We start from the raw sequence: 20,473 nt of genomic DNA, 5'->3' as shown, positions 1-20,473 counted from the left end.
CGTACTTATACCAATCTAGATAAATACTTGCTTAACGCTTATTTAGATTGGTTTTTTATTAAACGGAATTAGTTATGATCACAAAAGCCGCAATTTATCATCGTTCTCACTCTAGCTACTCATACATGTATGATAAAGAAACTCTTCATTTACGCATTCGTACCGCAAAAGGCGAAGTCGATAACGCCACATTACGAATTGGTGATCCATACGATTGGACATTCGGTGGCGGTGGCGGCAACCTCAATGCAGAAGATGCGATGGGTTGGAGTGGCGGCGAAAACTTTGTCATGAAAAAAGAGTGTGAAACAGAATTGTTTGATTACTGGTTCTGCGAAGCGCAACCGCGATTTTCCCGCGCTCGCTATGCTTTTCTTCTAGAAGGTAAAGACAACGAAACACTGCTCGTTACTGAAAAACAAATTTTCACTATCACCGATGATGCAGATCCTGTATTAAGCCAATTACTCAATTTTTACTGCTTCCCATACATGAACCCAACAGATGTATTTAGCCCACCACATTGGGTAAAAGAGACAGTTTGGTATCAAATATTCCCTGAGCGTTTTGCCAATGGTGATCCCTCAATCTCCCCAAGCAATGCACTTCCTTGGGGCTCTGAAGATCCAAAAATCGACAGCTTCTTTGGTGGTGATTTACAAGGCGTTATTGACCATCTTGATTACTTGCAAGATCTTGGTATTACCGGTTTATATTTCACCCCAATTACTGAAGGCAAAACCAATCACAAATACGATACTGTTGATTATTTAAAAGTTGACCCAGCCTTTGGTTACGACGACACGGTAAGAGCGCTAATTACAGAAGCTCATAAACGTGGCATGAAAGTCATGCTAGATGCCGTATTCAATCATATTGGTGCCGATTCTCTTCAATGGCAAGATGTCATTAAAAACGGTAAAGATTCAAAATACATTGATTGGTTCTATATCGATAAATTCCCTCTTGTAGACGAGTCTAAAAAAGATCAACACAGTAAAGAATATCTCAACTATCGCGCCTTTGCCTTTGCGCAAAACATGCCAAAGTTAAATACCGAAAACCCAGAAGTGATGGAATACTTACTTGAAGTTGGTCGCTACTGGGTACGTAACTTTGATATTGATGCGTGGCGTTTAGACGTCGCCAACGAAGTTGACCAACGCTTCTGGCGACGCTTTCGTAATGAGTTAAAAGCGATTAAACCTGAGATCTACATCTTAGGTGAAGCGTGGCATGATTCAATGAATTGGCTTGCTGGTGACCAATTTGATGCCGTGATGAATTACCCATTATCAGATGCAATGATAGGATTCTTTGCTCACGGAAATCTCAATGCGAGTCAATTCAAATATGCAGTCAATGATGTTAATACAAGCTACCCTATTGCAGTCAATGAAGTGGCGTTTTCATTGTTAGATAGTCATGATACAGCTCGTATTCTTCATCGTTGTAATGGCAATAAAGAGAAAGTAAAACTGGCCTATTTATTCCAATTTACCCACAGTGGCACACCGTGTATTTATTATGGCAGTGAAATTGGTTTAGATGGCGGAGCCGATCCCTTAAATCGTAAATGCATGATTTGGGATGAAAGCAAACATGATATGGGCATGAAACACCATATTATGCAGATCATCAAATTACGCAAACAACACCCTGCATTACGTGTTCATAATATTAATTGGCTAATGAGTGATGATGAGCAGCAATGCCTTATCTACCAAAAAATCTTAAAAGACGAATGCATTACGGTGGTTATCAATAACAGTGCTAATGCGGTTGATATTACACTTCCTGATGGATTATCGAATCATAATGTCTTTGATATTTATAACGAAATCGCTTGCAAATTAGAAGAAACACTAACATTGGCTCCCTTTAGCTTCGCCATGTATCAAAACGAGAAGTAATCGCTAGATATCAAATAGTAAGCCACATAAAATAGCTCTTTCTTATTCAAGCAAAGAGCTATTATGTTTAAATTAATGATTCAATTCATTCAAGTAGCTAAAACTCAAAACGTCACTCAAGCTGCTAATAATCTCTGTTTAAGTCAACCGACATTAAGTCACAACATGCAGAAGTTAGAAGAGAAGCTGGGCAGTAAATTGTTTAATCGTAACTCAAAAGGGATCACCCTAACCTCTAGTGGTGAATTACTTTACGAACAAGCAAAAATGATGCAAAACCTCTATGAGAACACCCTTAATAAACTAGAAAAGAATAAGCTTCGACATCAAACCGAACTCAAAATTGGCTGTGGTGATGCATGGTGGCAGCTGTTTATTCGAGATTGTGTGCAAGAGTTTAGAGATACCTATCCTCACAGTAATATCTCTGTTGATGTAGGTAATCACCTGCAATTAATGAACTTATTACTTAGTGATGAAATCAGCATTTTTGTCGGTCATGAAATATTAGGCCTAGCGCAATATGAAGACATACTATTCCACCCTCTTTTTCAATGCAGTGAAGAAGTCTATGTAAGAAAAGGGCATCCTTTACTTGAAATCACCTGTAGCAATGAAGATATTGCTCGCTTTCCATCGGTTGATTTAGGGGCATCTAAAAAACGATATTCACATTTAGTTCAAAAACAAAATGAAGAATTAAACACATTTCAAAAACGCCACTATTTGCAAGAAAAGGTTATCTACAATACCAACTCACTGCTAACGGCCATTGATTTACTGCAAAACAGTGATGCTATTTTGCCTTACCCAATGACAATGAGAGATTACTTCGCTGAATTTAATCTTGTTCCACTACAAATGAAAGAATGTTTTAGTAAAGCTACGATTGGCGCGTATTTACACAAAGATGGTCAGCAAAATAAACAAAGTACTGCGCTATTAGAACAATTCAAAGAAGCAATTAAAAAAGCGCCTCAAATTAATAGTAAAATTTAACGTTATATGTACTGATTATATCAATCAAAGAAAACATAAGAGCAAGATAATAAACAAAAGTAATATTGCTCTTCTTGATTCGTTTTTTTTGTTTTTAATACTAATTGTTATGCAATATTACTTATCATGACAACAAGAAAATCAAATTGATAATAATCGAATAATAATTGATATTTTATGCATACAACATCAATTAATAGTGGGTTATATTTTGCAAAATTCTATAGAACACCCAACAACAGCCGATACTAACAAATCATGGCAAGTTCCTGATACGTTAATTATTATTTTTATCGTGGGTGTGTTAGCAACCATCCTCACTTATCTCATTCCCGCGGGTAGTTTTTCACAACATGCAGTAAGCTTTATTGCCGATGGTGTAGAAAAAACACGAAATGTCATTGATCCCGCATCTTTCAAATATGCCATTGATGCTAATGGTGAAAAAATCTATAACACGGTCGGATTCTTTAGTGCTGGCGGTGGTATAGGCTTAATGAACTTTATGTTCGAGGGCTTGGTTTCTGGTAGCAAATGGGGATCAGCCGTTGGCGTCATTATGTTCATGCTGGTTATCGGTGGAGCCTTTGGTGTCGTTATGCGTACTGGAGCCATTGATGCGGGTATTTTAGCACTGATTCATAAAACAAAAGGCAATGACTTTTTATTCATTCCCGTTCTCTTTGTCTTGTTTTCATTGGGTGGTGCTGTTTTTGGTATGGGTGAAGAAGCAATAGCCTTTGCGATTATTATTGCCCCACTCATGCTGCGTCTTGGTTATGACGGTATTACAACGGTCATGGTGACTTATGTTGCAACCCAAGTTGGTTTTGCATCATCATGGATGAACCCTTTCTCAGTCGCTATTGCACAAGGTATTGCAGGCATCCCTGTACTTTCAGGCATGACAGTTCGTATTCCATTATGGGTAGGTTTCACTTTAATGGGTGTGATCTTTACCATGCGTTATGCCGCTAAAATAAAACGTAACCCTGAATTATCTTATAGTTTTAAAACCGATCAGTTTTTACGTGATAAAACAGCTGAGGTTAAACAATCACAGTGGAATATCGGTTATACCTTAGTGATCATTACTGTTGCAATCACAACAGGTTGGGTTGTTTGGGGCGTAGTTGCACACGCATGGTATATTCCTGAAATCGCATCCCAATTTTTCACGATGGGTTTTATTGCCGGTATTATTGGTATTATTTTCAAACTCAATAATATGACATTAAATGATATTGCGAGTTCATTTAAAGAAGGAGCGGGAGTCATGCTTGCTCCTGCCCTACTGGTTGGTTGTGCTAAGGGCGTCTTATTAATACTAGGTGATGGCTCTGCTGATGAACCGAGCGTACTCAATAGCATTTTAAACAGTGCTGGCGGTGCAATTAGTGGTATTCCAGATGTCGCTGCAGTATGGATCATGTACCTCTTCCAATCCGTGTTTAATTTCTTTGTAACATCAGGTTCTGGTCAAGCTGCACTTACAATGCCTTTACTCGCACCTTTAGGTGATATTGCTGGTGTTTCTCGTCAAGTAACAGTGCTTGCGTTCCAGTTAGGCGATGGTTTTACCAATATCGTGGTACCAACATCAGCATCATTAATGGGAACATTAGGAGTATGTCGTATTGACTGGGGTGATTGGATTCGTTTTAGCTGGCGCTTTATGTTGCTACTGTTCATTACTTCAAGTGTGACAGTGGTTTGTGCTCACCTAGCAGGATTTAATTAATTACATGATAACTCCGATCACGACCCAATTCACAGGCGATACTATTAATAATATTGCGGTGATTTCAGCATTGAATGTAGACGATCTCGCTATTGGTCAGCACCAATTTTGGTTTAATGTTGCAACTAATGCATTAAATCAAGATCAACATTTACCCGTGTGGGTATTTAAAGGTCAGCAAGCGGGTAAAAAAGTGATGATCACCGCTGGTATTCATGGCGATGAACTTAATGGTATTTTAACTGCGCAACAACTGGCTCGTCAGCTACAACAGACTGATATTTGTGGCTGTGTGATTATTGTTCCTGCAATTAATTTATCGGGGATTGTTCATCATCGTGATTTTCATGGCGCTGATCACGATTTATCTACCGTGAATCTTAACCGCTATTTTCCTGGTAACAACCAAGGAAATGCCGCTGAACGTTATCTTGCTCAACTATGGCAGCATTTATTGTTACCTAATGCTGACATTGCGATAGATCTTCATACTCAAACCACGGGAACCTGTTACCCGCTCTATGTATTTGCTGATTTCCGGATTGAATCAGCACTGGCGATGGCAAGGTTAATGACACCTGACGCAATTTTAAATGATCCAGGCGATCAGGGAGTATTAGAAACCGTTTGGAATCAGCATGGCGTTAGCGCGATCACTGTTGAAGTAGGTAGTGGCAAGATTACTCAACCGACGTTAATTAATCGTGCTGTCATTGGAATTATGCAAGTTATTAAAAACCAACACCATTTAACAGCTGCGACCTTAACACCTTGTGCAATAGAAGCGGATAACGTGACATCTATTCGCGCTGATGTCGGTGGACTAACACTCACAAATGTTGAGATGCTAGCAACTGTAAGCAAGGGCGATATTATCGCAACACAATATGACCTGTTTGGTAATGAGGTTAAACATTATATTGCTCCTCGTGATGGCATTGTATTAAGCCACAATACTGATGCTTTACGAGATGCAGGAGCATTAATTGTCCGTCTTATTCACGATTAATCATTAAGCCTCAAACCTCTGCTAATTTTTTAATAGAATTGAAAGAATGCTATAAACATGATAACCGTTTATAGCTTTTAATCTGATACTAAACAGTCAAAAATAATATCTAATTAGGGTGTAATGGGTAACTTTACAAATTGCCTTTACACCAATATCCACCAGCATACTATTTAAATGAATACCTTGATGATCTACAGCTCAACAAAAAACCACCGTATTAATAGCAACACCGTGGCTTTTAACAAATTGAAATTACTGCAAGTATTCTGGAATACCATTGTTTTCAAACTTGGCAAGGATCTTAGTAATAAAATCACCGCCTTCGTTATCAAAGTCTTTCATTCCAAACGGTAATGCATCATTTTGGGGTAACCATTGCGCCATCTTAATTTTAATCGCTTGATATTGTTTATCAGACGCTAAATTATGGTGTTCATCAGCATCAACGCTGCGATCATAAAGTTCTTCGCCACCATCACGATAACGAATATAAGTATAACGTTGATCACGAATCGCATGACATTGATAGCCATAAGTAGTTAGAACGGGAATTTTACGGTCAAAGTTTGGGTTTCGAAGTAACGGCACCAGTGAAATACCTTCATTAGTGGCGACTTTTGGTAAACCGCACATCTCAACAAGTGTGGGATAAACATCAAGTAAACTTACCGCTTGACGACATATCTGCCCTTGTTTCTGCCCTGCTTCACTGATTAATAATGGCACTCGCGTTGATTCTCCCCATAAGGTTTGCTTACGATAATTCATATGCTCACCAAAGTTCTGCCCGTGATCGCCCCAAAAGATAACCGTGGTATTGTGAGCATGAGGACTGGCATCTAAAGTATCAAGTAATTTACCCACTTGTGCATCAACAAAGGCAATACAAGCAAGATAGGCTTGAACTAACTCTTTTCGCATATTAATTTTTTCAACCGCAGCTGCATCACCATTAGGAATGATCCCCAATGCTAACGCTTTACCATATAATGGAATATCTGCCATTTCTTTGCTTATTATTTCTGGCACAATCACATCATCAAGCGGGAATAAATCAAAATACTCTTTTGGAGCAGTGTAAGGAACATGCGGTCGAATAAAGCCACACGCCATAAAAAACGGTTTATCATAGGTTTTCTTTAGCCGTTCAACGGTCCAATCAGCAAAATATTCATCAGGCATAACACCACCGTTGGGTATATCTCGTCGCTCTAATGCGCCACTGCACAAAGACATTCCCGGTGTACCTGGACCATAATGCTCAGATTGAATAATTTGTCCACCACCGACAGGAAACGGATAGTATTTATGATCATCTTTACCATATGATCCATAACCATAGCCATTGGCAAAAATATGCGCATCACGAGAACCAATAACATAGAGTGGTATCTCTTCATGCCACTGCTCTGCATGACGAAAGTCTGCCGTACCATGGTGAGATATTTTCCCAGATGCCATGGTGTAATAACCATTATTTTTAAAATGTTGTGGTAAAACGGGTGAGCGGCCTAAAACCGACTCAGCAACAGGTGCAAAGGGTTTAATACCTAATTCTTTATTAGTGTATAGCCCCGTAGTGGTTGGACTCATTCCCGTTAATAAAGCAGTACGTGAAGGTCCACACACTGGTACTTGGCAATGGGCATTGATAAATGCGGTCGAGCGATGAAACAAACGATCAATATTAGGTGTTTTTGCCTGTGGGTGTGCGCCTAATGCACCGATCCAATCATTGAGATCATCAATAGCAATAAACAACACATTATTTTTTTTAGGTGCTATCGGTTGCCCCATAACTCCCATGCTAGTTAATGCAGCAGCTGATACCGACGCTGAAGCAGCGTAATGAATAAATGAACGTCTAGTTACTTTCATATACTTTCTTTTGAGTTAAAATAAAAAGTAACTGAAAGTATCTATGGTCTTTAAAAACAAACAATCATAAAATTTCAAAATCCAGCAACCGTCACAAATTTGCCTGTAATCATTTTTTATCATTGCTTTATTAACATCACTCTATCGTGAATCTACTATTTTATAAAATTATAACTATGATTAAATGTCTGTTGTGTTTTATTTTTATAGCGTTGTACTAACTCAATAATATCATTAAATTGTAACTCATCATTCACACTATAATTTACAGTCACAATATCTAACGGCACTGAAATCGCCGCATAATGTTGAGCGTTGTAAGTTACTTTCGTTGATAAATGAAGAGTAATATCAGTATCAAAATAAGCTGTCGATAACTGCATTTTGGTGCCAACAGAAAGTTCGTTATTAACCTTATTAACTTCATCGCTGAGTATAGCTGTGACTTGTTTAACTATCGATGACGTCGGTGCTGTAACGGTTAACAATGTTTCGCCATCACCTGTAATAACAACAGTAGATAATAAATGTTGAGAATATACCTGCCCTAAATGTAGTGTTTTTCCATTAACATGAATCATATCGTATGGAAATAACACTCGATATAGATTCCAAGATCCAATTATTCCCACTAAAACAAGAATACTGACTGCAATAACTGTTCTTTTTTTCATTTAATTACAATTAATTAACCTATGATTTCATTCTATAATAAATAATTACTCCGTATTTTTTGTGACACCAGTCACACTTAATCAGCCATTAATATTCATTCCCGTCACCTAAGAATGCTACTATAGCCCTATTTTATAAATATGATAAAAACCAATAACTTCAGATAGATAACTCAATAATGCAATCATCAATTACGGTTCTAGTCGCTATTGCTAATTCTCACTCTCAGTCGGTGTAATCACTACCCCTTTGGTTTTATAAAACTAAGGATTGAAAAAACAATATTCGCCCCAAGATTGTTATTATCAAAGCAAATAATATTGCTGTATCTATTGGCATTACTGAGCTATTTATCTCACTCAGTAGCCACAAAAGGATCACACTTTGAATAACACAACATCAGCAACACCTCATGATAAAAATAACATTCAAGCCGTTATAGCACCCGTAGCCAAGAAGGTGCCTCATGAGATGAGCATCCATAATAATACCCGTATTGATGATTACTATTGGATGAGAGATGACAGTCGTACAGATCCTGAGATTATTGCGCACCTGAATGCCGAAAATAGTTACACTGATGCAGTAATGGCACACACCACAGCATTGCAGCAGACATTATTTGATGAACTAAAAGGACGTATTGTTAAAGATGATAATACTGTTCCTGTAAAACAAGGCAGTTATTACTATTCAAGTGAAGTTTCTGGTGATAATGAATACCCAATTTCAGTACGTGCAACTGATTTTGCTGGCACCAATAAGCAAGTATTGCTCGATCTAAACCAACTTGCTGCACAACACGATTATTATGATGTATCAAATTTAAGCATCAGCCTTGATGAAAATTTATTAGCTTATGGTGAAGACACTGTAAGTCGTCGTATTTACACCATCAAAATTAAAAATCTTACTACTGGCCAATATCTTGCTGATGAAATCACAGGTACAAGTGGCTCAGTTGCTTGGCAAAATGATAACCAAGCGTTGTACTATATCCATAAAGATCCTCAAACACTACTTGGCTATAAAGTTTATCGTCACCGCTTAGGAACACCTCAAGCTGATGATCAGTTGATTTTTGAAGAAAATGATCCAACTTTTTATACGTCAATAAGTAAAAGTAAAGACAACTCACTGATCTATATTTGGCATTCAAGCACTGAAACCAGTGCTGTCTCTTTTATTGACGCTAACGATGCTAATGCACAAGCGATCTCATTCTTAGATCGTGAAGTGGGTTTGGAATACAGTATTTCTAAGCTTGATAACTGGTTCTATATTTTAACCAACTATCAAGCCGTTAACTTCCGCTTAATGAAAGTTGCTACTACAGATATTGGCAATAAAGATCATTGGCAAGATGTGATCCCTGCTCAAGAAGGGGCAATGCTGGAAGATTATGAGATATTTAATGATTATCTAGTATATCAGCAGCGTGAAAATGGTTTAACTCGCGTCACTGTATGTGATCTTCATACTCAACAACAACAGCAATTACACTTCAATGATGAGGCATTCACGCTTTACCTATACGGTAATAAAGAGATTAATACAGATAAATTACGTCTGTATTACTCAAGCATGACTACTCCTGGTACTCACTATGATTTTAATCTTAGTGATGGCAGTAAAATTGTATTAAAACAAGCACAAGTTTTAGGTGATTTTGATGCGAACAATTACCGCTCTGAACGCATAATGGTGCCTGCTCGTGATGGTAAATCTGTTCCAGTCTCATTAGTTTATCGTAAAGATTGCTTCAAAAAAGATGGCACTAACCCGCTATATCAATACGGTTATGGTTCGTACGGCGCTATCATTGATCCCTGCTTTTCATCAACCCGTTTAAGTTTACTAGATCGTGGTTTTGTATATGCGATTGCGCATATTCGTGGCTCAGAAATGCTAGGACGTCCATGGTATGACGACGGTAAGAAACTCACCAAACAAAACACCTTTAATGACTTTATTGATGTTACCCGATCATTAGTCGAACAAGGCTATGGCGCGAAAGATAAGATCTTTGCTGTTGGTGGCTCTGCAGGCGGTTTATTAATGGGGGCAATTATCAACCAAGCACCTGAACTTTACTGTGGTGTTGCAGCCCACGTACCGTTTGTTGATATTGTTACAACAATGCTGGATGAATCAATTCCACTAACAACTAACGAGTATGACGAATGGGGTAATCCAAATTACAAAGAATACTACGACTATATGTTGAGCTATTCACCTTACGATAATATTACCGCGCATGACTACCCTCACCTATTGGTGACAACAGGATTACATGACTCACAAGTGCAGTATTTTGAGCCAATGAAATGGGTTGCTAAGCTGCGTGATATGAAGACCAATGATAACCGCTTGTTGTTTAAGGTTGATATGGAAGCAGGTCACGGCGGCGCATCAGGTCGCTTTAAAGCGCTTCATGAAGACGCACTAGAATACGCGTTCTTTATTGATCTATTGGCTGAACAGAAATAATTTATTAACCCATAACATTAGCGTTATACAAACCATGGTGGCTGTATCCGTCGCCATGGTTATTATAAAACGAATAAAATACACAACTTACGACAATTCATAATCCTCAAAATGATCCACAAACTTCTGTAGCCCAGTCAGATCCACAATAATAAGCTCTATGCCTTTTTTCTCGACTAATCCTTGTTGAATCAATGTCTTTAATGCGCGTCGATAAACACGACTTGATGTACCAAAACGTTCAGCTTCTTTATCCGCTTTATTAAAGCGCCCAAGTGTCATCGAATTACGGGCATGCTGAAGTAAATCAAAGGCAATATTGTAAGTAATTGGATGTAATAATCGATAGGTGTAAATATCAAGCGAGTCTTGGTAATCAAGCGCCAATGCAGAAGCAAAAAACAAACTAAACTCAGGCCGTTCTAGCAGTAATTTTTCTACTTTCTTTATATCAAGAATATCAATCTCTATCGCTTCTTCAACAACAACTGACCATTGGCAGGGAGTTTTAGTAAAGAACTCCATTTCACCAAAAATATTATAATTACAGTCCATCTCCCCTAATTGAAAACGACGACCATTAACGGCACAGATATGCATTGATACTCGTCCAACAGGCACTATTATTAACTGAGTAATATTCTGACCTTGTTGCATAATCGCATCGCCGATTTGGTAGCGTTTACTGCCGATTTGACAACAATATAATGCTTGACGAAAGCTCGCATAATGTTGAGTTAGATAATCACTAAAACGTGTTGAGGGAGAAGGCGTTAATTGCATTGTGCATATCACTATTATTTCATTTTGAATCAAGATAGCGGGTTTTTATGGCACTGAATAGGGGAAATTTATAGTATGCATTAAAAAAGCCCAATTTATAAAAATTGGGCTTTTTATGATATTACTAAAAAGGGTTAAGCAGCATTGATAAGAGCATTCAATGCAGTATGAGCTGCTAACTGTTCCCCTTTAATCATTTCTTCAGCTTCATTGACATAAGCACTGATCCCTTCACTTACATTCTGCTGATAAAGCACCACATTATTTAGAATTGCGGCGGTTTTTAACTGTCGTAAACGCCCTACCGTTAATAAGGCAGACGTTTCCATATCAGCCCCTAACACACCTTTTTTATGCCAATATTCGCAAATATTATCTTCATCATCGGTATAAAAACTATCGTGAGAACGTACAATACCACTATGATAATTAATATTTTGTTGTGATAAATCTGTTTTTAATAAGTGAACCAATTGATGATCCGCAATGGCCGGAAATTCACTTGGAATATACGCTTTAGAGCCACCTTCATCTCGCACCGCGCCTTCAGCAATAATTAATTCACCTAATCCAATATTTGATTGTAATGCTCCCGCAGAGCCAACACGGATAATATGTTCAGCACCACAACGTTTGAGCTCTTCTAAAGCAATAATCATTGATGGTGCCCCCATCCCCGTACTACACAATGTGACAGGTTTACCTTGATAGTCACCATTAATAATACGGTATTCACGATTTTCAGCAATTAACACACTATTTGTTAAGAAACATTCCGCAATGCGATTTACTCTATCAGGCTCACCGCAGACTAAAATATTCGTGGCAATTTGACCGTGACTAATTAATAAATGAGGTTGTTGATTCATGCGATAACCTTCTTAGCTTGTGGTTTATTTCTGTTAGCAATTGCAATCCAGCAACGCGCACCATTTGCAGCAACAAAGAGTAGAATCGCATACTGAATAGACATCGCATACACGCCTTGTACCGCATATAAACCAACACTGATGATATTAATAACTACCCACACAATCCAGTTTTCAACATATTTACGTGTCATCAGAATTTGAGCAACAATAGACAATACCGTCATAGTTGCATCCCAAAATGGGAACGCACCCGGTTGCAATGCTGGAGCCGCTAAATTAGCACCAAAAACATTCAATATATCAACGGCGAAATTAGCTAGTGCAAAAAATACTGGGTTGATATAAACCGTGAGTAAACCAATCGCAATCACACTTAATGTCACCGTCATGGCTAATTTTTGCTTACTTAACCATCGAACTTCTAAGTGGTCTCCCTCACTGGTTGGTCTTGTCCATGCGAACCAACCATAAATATTGGCAACAAAGAAGAATACTTGCAGTAACAACAATCCATACAATTGAATTTGGAAGAAAATAATACAAAATAAGGTGACATTAATAAGACCAAAAAAGAAATTTATCGTTTTTTCTTTACTGGCAAACCAAATACATAGCAGACCAAAAACAGTACCAATTGCTTCAATCCATGACATTGCATAACCGTCACCGATTGGAAAATTGACAAGGGTGTTATTGATATCAAACCAAGAAAGAAAATCCATCAGTTAATCCTTTTGTTCTTATTAATAATTTGAAGTAATTGTAAAAGGTATATTTACTAAAGATGAGGACATTTGTCCCATCGCACGTGAGGGGGATCAACTTTTAAATAATTACCCTATCAGTTTCTAACTCAAGTACGAAATTATGTAATGACGTTAGGGTTATTCCCAGAGAAAGCAGTTCCGCATTAGTTAGAAGCAACTAACGCGGACAATAAGGAGGAATTTAGCGTAATAAAACAATCAAGTCCAAATCGCCACTACAGCCATTAATAGAAAGCCAACCACAACGAAAGTAAAATTCTTTAAATCACAGCATTTATCAACCATGGTTGACTGTTTTAAACCATGCAATGTACCGAGATATAAAAAGGTACCTGCAGCTAACGAATAAAAGATAGGCTCTAATAACGGATAACTGTTGGTGTATTCTAAAATACCTGAGCCTAACGCAACCCCGAGTGGCAACATTAACGTAAATAACCCAAACATTAATAACGATTGACGTAATGATAAACGGCTTTTGCTTAATTGGACTGCCAGTGAAAAACTTGCGGCCCATTTATGCGCTAAAATAGCAATGAGGATCATGACCATCATTGTAATTGAACCACTTAATCCAAGTACTGTACCCGCAAGTAACGAATGGATAGATAAAATAACCATCGCTAAAATAGCAAACGCTGGGCTATTACTATCACCATGTTCGTCTAAGCGACGACCTAAGTGTTCAAACCATAATAATAATAAAAATACACAACCAGCCAATACAAAAGCTATCGGGTATTCAATACCATGATCTAAGAATGATTTTGAAGCATCACCCAGCATATGAATAAGACCCGCCCCAAGAAAAACACCCGATGCTAAAGCTTCTGCCGCGGGTGATTCTAATGGTCGTGTCGTTTTAAATTTACGTAGAAACGGATACAATCCAGCAAGAACAGTAGTCACAAAAATAAGCACTACTGATAATATTTTAAATTCATCGAGATTCATGGTGTATTCCGCATCGTTAAACAGCCGACTTTATAGCACTTACTGTGTGACTCTGCGAACGATTTGAATGTAAAACATTAATTCCATATAGCAATAATATTCACCATTTCTCATTTTTACGCTTCATCAACGTAACCGCAGTACATTACTCATTAGTGAAACCAACAAAAAAAAACATATTAATCATATAATTAACAAAAAATAGATTCTTATATAAATCTTAACAGCCAGAACAATCCCCATCATTACAATAATCAATGATGATAATTTAAAATCCTAAAATATACTGATAACATTCTGTCTTATTAAAGTATGTTCGCATTTTTATTTTTGTTCATTACCCTTTCATAACAAGATATTAATTGTCATTTCATTTATAATCTTCATTTTACAAATTATTATTTAAAGCACTCTTATTATATGAACCAGTTTATTATTACATGTCTATTTTGTTTATCATTAGTCGGATGTGTAACTGAAAGTATACGTACGATTCCAACAAGAGTAAGTGTCGATGCCGGAGTTGGGTTTAATCCCTGTGGTAGCGACGTTGAAGGTTATCATTTTGAACCAAATGGTGTTATTTCAATTAATTGCACTAATGGCAATATTTATTCTGTCCGTGATCATACCGAACTCAACCAAATGAAAAAGAATGTGATTGAATGCCAACAAAAAGGCTTTAAGAATTACACTGACTGCTTATCCAGTAAAAATACAGCGAAAAAATAATAATTACCGTTCTTCTCATTCTAATATTATCTAGCCATAACTATTAAAATAAAAACGGCTGCAAATATGCAGCCGTTAATGATTAATTTTTAGTATAGATAGTCCACTTATAATCTATTTTTTTATCAAGCCCACTAACAGCAGCGACAATACGTCTATTTTTTTGATGAGCTAGTTCTGTTGTGCCATTATCTAATAAATGTGCATAGCCATAGCCAATAGCCTTAATGCGATTAGCCGTAATACCAAAATGGTTTTCTAAATCAGAGGCAACATTATTTGCTCGTCGTTGAGATAACGCAATATTATAATCATAACCTCCAACTTTACTGCTATACCCTTCAATCGTTACTTTCGATTTCGGATATTTATCCATAAAATCAGCTAATTGAGAAATTTGACCTTGATATTGAGGAGCAATTGTTGCTGAATCATTTATGAAGTTAATATGTAAATCTTGGCGTACAATAAATTTAGATTTAGAACCACAACCATCATTATCAACAGACGATCCTAAAATAGTATTGCTACAATGTTCACGAGCTTCAATCACACCATCATGATCTAAATCACGAAGATCGTTTACTTGATGGCTATCATTCATTGATATAATTTTATTACTGCAACCAGCTAATGACAAACCTAATACAACAGCTGTTACTGAATACTTAATGCTCTTATTCATGCTTTTTTCACTCCACCTTCATACGTTTTTTCGCCATACCATGCTTTAGGCTGAGTTACTCGTAATGAAGATAGCAACTGACCCGTCGCGTTTAATACTCGATATTGTGCAATAAGTTCATCATATTCAGCTTTCAAATAATCTTTACGTGCTTGAAATAACTCATTTTCTGAATCTAATACATCAAGTAATGAACGTTGACCCAATTTAAACTGTTGAGCATAAGATGACTGGGTTTCTTCAGCAGCTATAACATGATCGTGAATATAACCTTTTTGCTCATTAACAAATTGATATGCATTCCAAGCTAATGTTGTACCATCAATTACTTCTCGGTATGAACGTTGTTGTAGTGCTTGAGCATTTACAAGCTTGTATGCTGCTTCTCTATCACGAGAAACATCTTTACCACCTGCAAACAGATTGTATTTCATCCGTACCATTGCCTGAAGATCATTATTATGACCACTAACACCACCGACGTTTTCATCCCAATTACCACCAAGATCAAGGCTCACTGTAGGGTAATAGTTTGATTGCGTTGATTTACGCTCATATTTAGCTGCTTCAATATCATTTGAAGCTACTTTTAATGTCGGATTATTCGCCTTTGCTTGTGCCAACGCAGCATCTAAAGATTTAGGTAGCATAACCGCATCTGGCACAGGTTGACGTAAATCTTCAGGCTCTTCATTAACCACTTTAATAAACTGACTACGAGCATCTGCATAGTTATTTTTAGCAGCAACTAAATTTGATTGTGCTCGAGCTAAACGGCCTTTGCTCTGTGATAAATCAGCAATTGATCCTAAACCTGATGCTGTTTTTTGCTTAATTTGTTCAAATATATGCTGATGTCTACCTAAGTTTTTTTCAGCCAACTGCACATCTTGATCAGCTTCCATCAAATGTAAATATACTTTAATGGCTTCTAAGCCACTATCTTCTGCTGCTGCAAATAAGTTCCATTGATCAGAACTTGTTTCATGGTTAAATCGATGAACTTCACTACTTGTTAAAAAACCATCAAATAATGTTTGACGAAGACTTAAACCTACTTCTCGGCGATTTAAGTCTGTTTTTTCGTCACCATTTGTTGCTCTAGCTTGTGCTCGACTTGATGGTGTATCAGTTTGTTCCCAACCATAACCAGCAGTTAAATCTAAAGAAGGCAAATAACCTGCTTTTGCTTGTACTACTTGTTCTTCACGCACTTTAAAGCGCGTATAAGCTTGACGAATAGTCGGATTTGTTGTGATTGTAGATGCAACTGCTTGCTCTATTGTTTGAGCTTCACTTGTTGCAGGCACTAATACCGAGACTACTGCCATTGCCGTAAATGTTCTTTTCAACGACTGAGCAATCGGTGTCTTCATTTATTATCTCCTTAAGTGAAAATTATCGTTCTTTAAATGCTGTATCTTTAGCTCTTAAAATAGGGTTTAAGATATAATCCAATACTGTTCTTTTCCCTGAAATAATATCAACAGTTGTCAACATTCCTGGAATTATAGGCATTGGCGTACCATCTTTTTTAATAAGCTGAGAATGTTTTGTTCTAATACGAACTAAATAAAAACTATTACCCTTTTTATCTTGTGAAGTATCAGCGCTAATATGCTCTAATGTTCCATCTAAACCACCATAACGTGTAAAATTATAAGCTGTGATTTTAACAACAGCAGGTAATCCTGGATGTAAAAAAGCAATATCTTTAGGTTTTATTTTTGCTTCAATAACTAATTGATCTTCTGTTGGTACAATTTCAATAATATCGGCACCAGGCTTAACCACACCACCAATAGTATTAATATGAATCGATTTAATAGTGCCATTTACAGGTGAAGTAATAACCGTACGATCTACTTTATCTTGTGATCCAACTTGAGCTTCAACTAATCGTGATAATCGACTTTCTAGTTCATTTAATTTTGCTCGAGCATCTTTATTATAACTAAGTGCAGCATCTCTGCGCTTAAATATAGCTTCATCTCGTGCAGCTAACGTTTTTGGTTGCTGTAAATAAAGTTTTGATAAATCACCTTTAATATCGTTAACCTGACGTTGAAGTTTTAATAATTCAACTTCGGATACAATACCTTTCTCTGCCATTGGTTTAGTCATTGTTAATTCTTTAACAACTAAACTTAAACTATTTTTTAATGTTCTAATTTGAGAATTAATTGATTCATTCTCTTGTTCTTTTTGAACAATTTGTGCTGCTAAAATTGATAATTGATTATTTAATTCAGAAAGACGCCCATGATATTCTTCCTGTTGTCGAGTTAATAATACAGATTCAATTTTTAATAAATTTTGGGGATAAACTAATGGCTTATCATCCACGATTATTTGTTTATGCCAATCAAGTGATGTTGAATTTAAATGTATGTCTGCTATTTCTTGTTGTAATCGAATAATATTTGCTCGCAAACTTCCTTCTTCATCTTCTTGTTGAGCAAGGTCAGATCGAAAACGAGTTGCATCAATACGAGCTAAAGGTTGTCCTTTCTTAACAGCCATACCTTCTGTTACGTACATATTTTGTAATATCCCTCCATCCAAACTTTGAATTATTTGAATTTGAGACGAAGGAATAACTTTTCCTGTACCTCGAGTAACTACATCGAGAGAAGCAAAATAAGCCCAGACAAAAAAGCAAATAATAAAAGCCATCAATGCTCGAATAACTATACGATGTTTTTTAGGCGACGATAACATCATCGCACCATACACATCATCAACCATGCTTAGTTCTTCAGAATTTAATTGCTTAGGCATGATCTGCTCCTGTACTTATACCACGACTTAATGATTTTAATACCTGATCGCTTGGGCCATCTAAAATAATTCGTCCTTTTTCAAGAACAATAATTCGATCAACCAATGGCAGTAATGACATTTTATGTGTTATTAAAATAACCGTTTTATTATGAGTCGCGCTTGCCATAGAACGCATAAACTGCTTCTCAGCAAAAGCATCCATACTGGCTGTTGGTTCATCCATTAATAAAATTGCAGGATCATTTAAAATAGCTCGTGCAAGTGCAACTGATTGACGTTGGCCGCGCGATAGCGAAAAACCACCCTCGCCAACTTGTTTATCTAACCCTTCTGAATCACTCGATGTAAAGACATCAACACCTGATAACTTAACTGCTCGAATTAATTGATGTTCAGTAACTTGACGCGTACCGAACATAATATTATCGCGGATAGTTCCATGAAATAACGTAATATCCTGTGGCATATAACCAATATTTCTGCGTAAATCTGCCGGATGAATTTGTTTGCTATCTATACCATCAAAACGTAAATGTCCTGCTGTTGGTTGGTATAATCCAGCTAACATTTTTGCTAACGATGTTTTCCCTGACCCATTTTTACCAATAATAGCAATACGCTCACCAGCATTAATAATAAAAGAGGCTGTATTTAATGCAGGATATTCACTTGATGGATAACTAAATTGAATATGATCGGCTTGAATATCACCTTTTAATTGAGATCGACTAATTAAATGACCTTTATCTTCAAATTCATCTTCACCTTGCATTAAGGTATCTAATTGACGTAATGAACTGGCAGTTTGGTTTCCTCGTGTCAGTAAATTTGCCAGCTGCGCCATTGGTGATACAACACGACCAGAAAGCATTACCGCAGCAATAATTCCACCCATAGAAATTTCACTATCAGCGACACGATAAACACCTAAAATAACCACAGCAATAGCAGTTAGTTGCGTAATATATGTTGCAAAATAACTAACAGAATTAGAAAGTTCTTTAACTTTTAATTGCCAATTCGCAGTATGTGAAATCATTTGTTGCCAAGAACGCTGAACTATACCTTCAGCAACATTTGATTTAATCGCTTCGGTTGCTGATAAACATTCAATTAAATGGCCATGTTTAACACTAGAGAATTTATTACTTTCATCTACCGCCGTTTTTAAACGTGGTTGCAAATATAAGGTATAGCCTATAATAAGCAATCCTGAACATAGAGGGATTACCGCAAGATCACCGGCAACAAAATAAATTATAGCCAGGAAAAAAATAGCAAAAGGTAAATCAACGAGTGTCGTTATTGTTGCAGACGTTAACATGTCACGAATACTATCAAATTCACCTAATTGCCGCGCCATTCCACCAATACTTGTGGCTCGTTTTTCTAATGGTAAGCCCATAACTTTAGCAAACAGCTTTGATGAGACGACAATATCAATTTTTTTACCTGCAATATCAATTAAATGACTACGCATATGTCGCATAATAAAATCAAAGGTAAACGCAATTGCAGCACCGCTAGCCAGTACCCATAACGACTCATAAGCTAAATTTGGTAAAATTTTATCGTAGATATTCATCATAAATAATGGTGAAATCAAAGCAAACAGATTCACTAATATCGAGGCTATTAATGCATCTTTATAAATTGGAGCTGCATTTTTAATCATCGACCAGAGCCAATGACCTTGTTGTTCATGTTGGTATAAATCGAGACTCTGATCACCACGGTATTGTTTCTTTATTAAGAAAACATACCCAACAAATAATTGTGATAATTCCTCAATCGATAATTCAGATTCGCCACCATTTTCAGGTAACTGAATAATTGCCATTTGCGTATCATGGTCTATTTTACGTAATAAACAAGCACGCTTATCTTTTAATAATAAAATACATGGCATTAATAATGATGATATATCATTTAATTCTTTTCGAATTAATTTTGCAGATAATCCTGCTCTATCTGCTGCTTGTGGTAATAACTCTGCGGTTAACCAAGCATCAGATAAAGGCAATCCAACAGTTAATGCATCAGCACTGCAAGGATTGCCATAATATTCGGACAATAAGACTAAACAATCTAATAATGGATCTTCCGTTGCTTTAAATGATGCCGGAATCGTCCATTGTTCAGGCTGAGACTTATTTACTGTTGTCACTACATATATCTCTAATATAGA

The 20,473-nt window shown here is 36.8% G+C and carries 16 protein-coding genes; 6 read left to right on the top strand and 10 right to left on the bottom strand.

Translation table 11 applies throughout. The annotated features are described in order from the left end of the window. Nucleotides 1–74 precede the first annotated feature (74 nt). From OC457_RS19065 to OC457_RS19050, 4 genes are all read left to right on the top strand, one after another. The gene (locus OC457_RS19065; RefSeq protein ID WP_080173816.1) at nucleotides 75–1,913 is read left to right on the top strand and encodes a glycoside hydrolase family 13 protein; all 1,839 of its coding nucleotides are present in this window, start codon (nucleotides 75–77) and stop codon (nucleotides 1,911–1,913) included. Nucleotides 1,914–1,976: 63 nt separating this feature from the next. Continuing rightward, a complete protein-coding gene (locus OC457_RS19060; protein WP_080173818.1) occupies nucleotides 1,977–2,912 on the top strand; it encodes a LysR family transcriptional regulator in 936 nt (311 codons plus the stop codon). A 211-nt stretch (nucleotides 2,913–3,123) separates the two neighbouring features. Continuing rightward, entirely contained in the window at nucleotides 3,124–4,653 is a 1,530-nt protein-coding gene (gene yfcC / locus OC457_RS19055) for a putative basic amino acid antiporter YfcC (RefSeq protein ID WP_080174002.1), read from the top strand. 16 nt (nucleotides 4,654–4,669) lie between these two features. Then, nucleotides 4,670–5,662, top strand: a complete 993-nt coding sequence (locus OC457_RS19050; RefSeq protein WP_080174003.1) for a succinylglutamate desuccinylase/aspartoacylase family protein — start codon at nucleotides 4,670–4,672, stop codon at nucleotides 5,660–5,662. Between the two features lie 255 nt (nucleotides 5,663–5,917). On the opposite strand, the gene OC457_RS19045 is transcribed toward OC457_RS19050, so the two are convergent. Further along, nucleotides 5,918–7,543, bottom strand: a complete 1,626-nt coding sequence (locus OC457_RS19045; protein WP_080173820.1) for a sulfatase — start codon at nucleotides 7,541–7,543, stop codon at nucleotides 5,918–5,920. A 155-nt stretch (nucleotides 7,544–7,698) separates the two neighbouring features. Beyond that, nucleotides 7,699–8,217 (bottom strand): hypothetical protein, encoded by a 519-nt coding sequence (locus OC457_RS19040; RefSeq protein ID WP_144379581.1) that lies wholly within the window; start codon nucleotides 8,215–8,217, stop codon nucleotides 7,699–7,701. Between the two features lie 385 nt (nucleotides 8,218–8,602). Between OC457_RS19040 and OC457_RS19035 the strand changes: the two genes are divergently transcribed. After that, a complete protein-coding gene (locus OC457_RS19035; RefSeq protein WP_080173823.1) occupies nucleotides 8,603–10,708 on the top strand; it encodes a S9 family peptidase in 2,106 nt (701 codons plus the stop codon). An 87-nt stretch (nucleotides 10,709–10,795) separates the two neighbouring features. On the opposite strand, the gene OC457_RS19030 is transcribed toward OC457_RS19035, so the two are convergent. From OC457_RS19030 to OC457_RS19015, 4 genes are all read right to left on the bottom strand, one after another. Beyond that, the gene (locus tag OC457_RS19030) at nucleotides 10,796–11,491 is read right to left on the bottom strand and encodes a Crp/Fnr family transcriptional regulator (protein WP_080173824.1); all 696 of its coding nucleotides are present in this window, start codon (nucleotides 11,489–11,491) and stop codon (nucleotides 10,796–10,798) included. Between the two features lie 134 nt (nucleotides 11,492–11,625). After that, complete coding sequence (locus OC457_RS19025) at nucleotides 11,626–12,360, bottom strand: nucleoside phosphorylase (RefSeq protein ID WP_080173826.1); 735 nt, start codon at nucleotides 12,358–12,360, stop codon at nucleotides 11,626–11,628. Beyond that, nucleotides 12,357–13,085 (bottom strand): nicotinamide riboside transporter PnuC, encoded by a 729-nt coding sequence (pnuC, locus tag OC457_RS19020; RefSeq protein WP_080173827.1) that lies wholly within the window; start codon nucleotides 13,083–13,085, stop codon nucleotides 12,357–12,359. Before pnuC ends, OC457_RS19025 begins: the two co-directional genes overlap by 4 nt. A 243-nt stretch (nucleotides 13,086–13,328) precedes the next feature. After that, nucleotides 13,329–14,084, bottom strand: a complete 756-nt coding sequence (locus tag OC457_RS19015) for a ZIP family metal transporter (RefSeq protein WP_080173828.1) — start codon at nucleotides 14,082–14,084, stop codon at nucleotides 13,329–13,331. A 420-nt stretch (nucleotides 14,085–14,504) separates the two neighbouring features. Here OC457_RS19015 and OC457_RS19010 point away from each other — a divergent pair, with 420 nt between their 5' ends. After that, entirely contained in the window at nucleotides 14,505–14,816 is a 312-nt protein-coding gene (locus OC457_RS19010) for a hypothetical protein (RefSeq protein ID WP_235866903.1), read from the top strand. Nucleotides 14,817–14,898: 82 nt separating this feature from the next. On the opposite strand, the gene OC457_RS19005 is transcribed toward OC457_RS19010, so the two are convergent. Genes OC457_RS19005 through OC457_RS18990 form a run of 4 tightly spaced genes read right to left on the bottom strand, consistent with a single transcriptional unit; the run spans nucleotide 14,899 to nucleotide 20,452 of the window. After that, nucleotides 14,899–15,501 (bottom strand): OmpA family protein, encoded by a 603-nt coding sequence (locus OC457_RS19005; RefSeq protein WP_080173829.1) that lies wholly within the window; start codon nucleotides 15,499–15,501, stop codon nucleotides 14,899–14,901. Then, a complete protein-coding gene (locus OC457_RS19000) occupies nucleotides 15,498–16,877 on the bottom strand; it encodes a TolC family outer membrane protein (protein WP_080173830.1) in 1,380 nt (459 codons plus the stop codon). The genes OC457_RS19005 and OC457_RS19000 overlap by 4 nt, the downstream gene beginning before the upstream one ends. 22 nt (nucleotides 16,878–16,899) lie before the next feature. Further along, nucleotides 16,900–18,282 carry an HlyD family type I secretion periplasmic adaptor subunit gene (locus tag OC457_RS18995; protein WP_080173831.1) on the bottom strand — a complete coding sequence of 461 codons (1,383 nt, stop codon included), beginning with the start codon at nucleotides 18,280–18,282 and terminating at the stop codon, nucleotides 16,900–16,902. Next, the gene (locus OC457_RS18990; RefSeq protein ID WP_080173832.1) at nucleotides 18,275–20,452 is read right to left on the bottom strand and encodes a type I secretion system permease/ATPase; all 2,178 of its coding nucleotides are present in this window, start codon (nucleotides 20,450–20,452) and stop codon (nucleotides 18,275–18,277) included. Before OC457_RS18990 ends, OC457_RS18995 begins: the two co-directional genes overlap by 8 nt. Between the last annotated feature and the right edge of the window lie 21 nt (nucleotides 20,453–20,473).

It is taken from the genome of Photobacterium toruni (assembly GCF_024529955.1).
GTDB classification, from domain to species: Bacteria; Pseudomonadota; Gammaproteobacteria; order Enterobacterales; family Vibrionaceae; genus Photobacterium; species Photobacterium toruni.
Note: the sequence above shows the minus strand (reverse complement) of the source record. Positions and strands in the feature narration are given on the sequence as shown.

What these genes read in the sequence shown, in the direction of transcription:
- OC457_RS19060 (WP_080173818.1), top strand. Translation starts at nt 1,977, where the DNA reads ATGTTTAAATTAATGATTCAATTCATTCAAGTAGCTAAAACTCAAAAC.
- pnuC (WP_080173827.1), bottom strand. Translation starts at nt 13,085, where the DNA reads ATGGATTTTCTTTCTTGGTTTGATATCAATAACACCCTTGTCAATTTT.
- OC457_RS19040 (WP_144379581.1), bottom strand. Translation starts at nt 8,217, where the DNA reads ATGAAAAAAAGAACAGTTATTGCAGTCAGTATTCTTGTTTTAGTGGGA.
- OC457_RS19000 (WP_080173830.1), bottom strand. Translation starts at nt 16,877, where the DNA reads ATGAAGACACCGATTGCTCAGTCGTTGAAAAGAACATTTACGGCAATG.
- OC457_RS19025 (WP_080173826.1), bottom strand. Translation starts at nt 12,360, where the DNA reads ATGAATCAACAACCTCATTTATTAATTAGTCACGGTCAAATTGCCACG.
- OC457_RS19045 (WP_080173820.1), bottom strand. Translation starts at nt 7,543, where the DNA reads ATGAAAGTAACTAGACGTTCATTTATTCATTACGCTGCTTCAGCGTCG.
- OC457_RS19010 (WP_235866903.1), top strand. Translation starts at nt 14,505, where the DNA reads ATGAACCAGTTTATTATTACATGTCTATTTTGTTTATCATTAGTCGGA.
- OC457_RS19005 (WP_080173829.1), bottom strand. Translation starts at nt 15,501, where the DNA reads ATGAATAAGAGCATTAAGTATTCAGTAACAGCTGTTGTATTAGGTTTG.
- OC457_RS18995 (WP_080173831.1), bottom strand. Translation starts at nt 18,282, where the DNA reads ATGCCTAAGCAATTAAATTCTGAAGAACTAAGCATGGTTGATGATGTG.
- OC457_RS19030 (WP_080173824.1), bottom strand. Translation starts at nt 11,491, where the DNA reads ATGCAATTAACGCCTTCTCCCTCAACACGTTTTAGTGATTATCTAACT.
- OC457_RS19065 (WP_080173816.1), top strand. Translation starts at nt 75, where the DNA reads ATGATCACAAAAGCCGCAATTTATCATCGTTCTCACTCTAGCTACTCA.
- OC457_RS19015 (WP_080173828.1), bottom strand. Translation starts at nt 14,084, where the DNA reads ATGAATCTCGATGAATTTAAAATATTATCAGTAGTGCTTATTTTTGTG.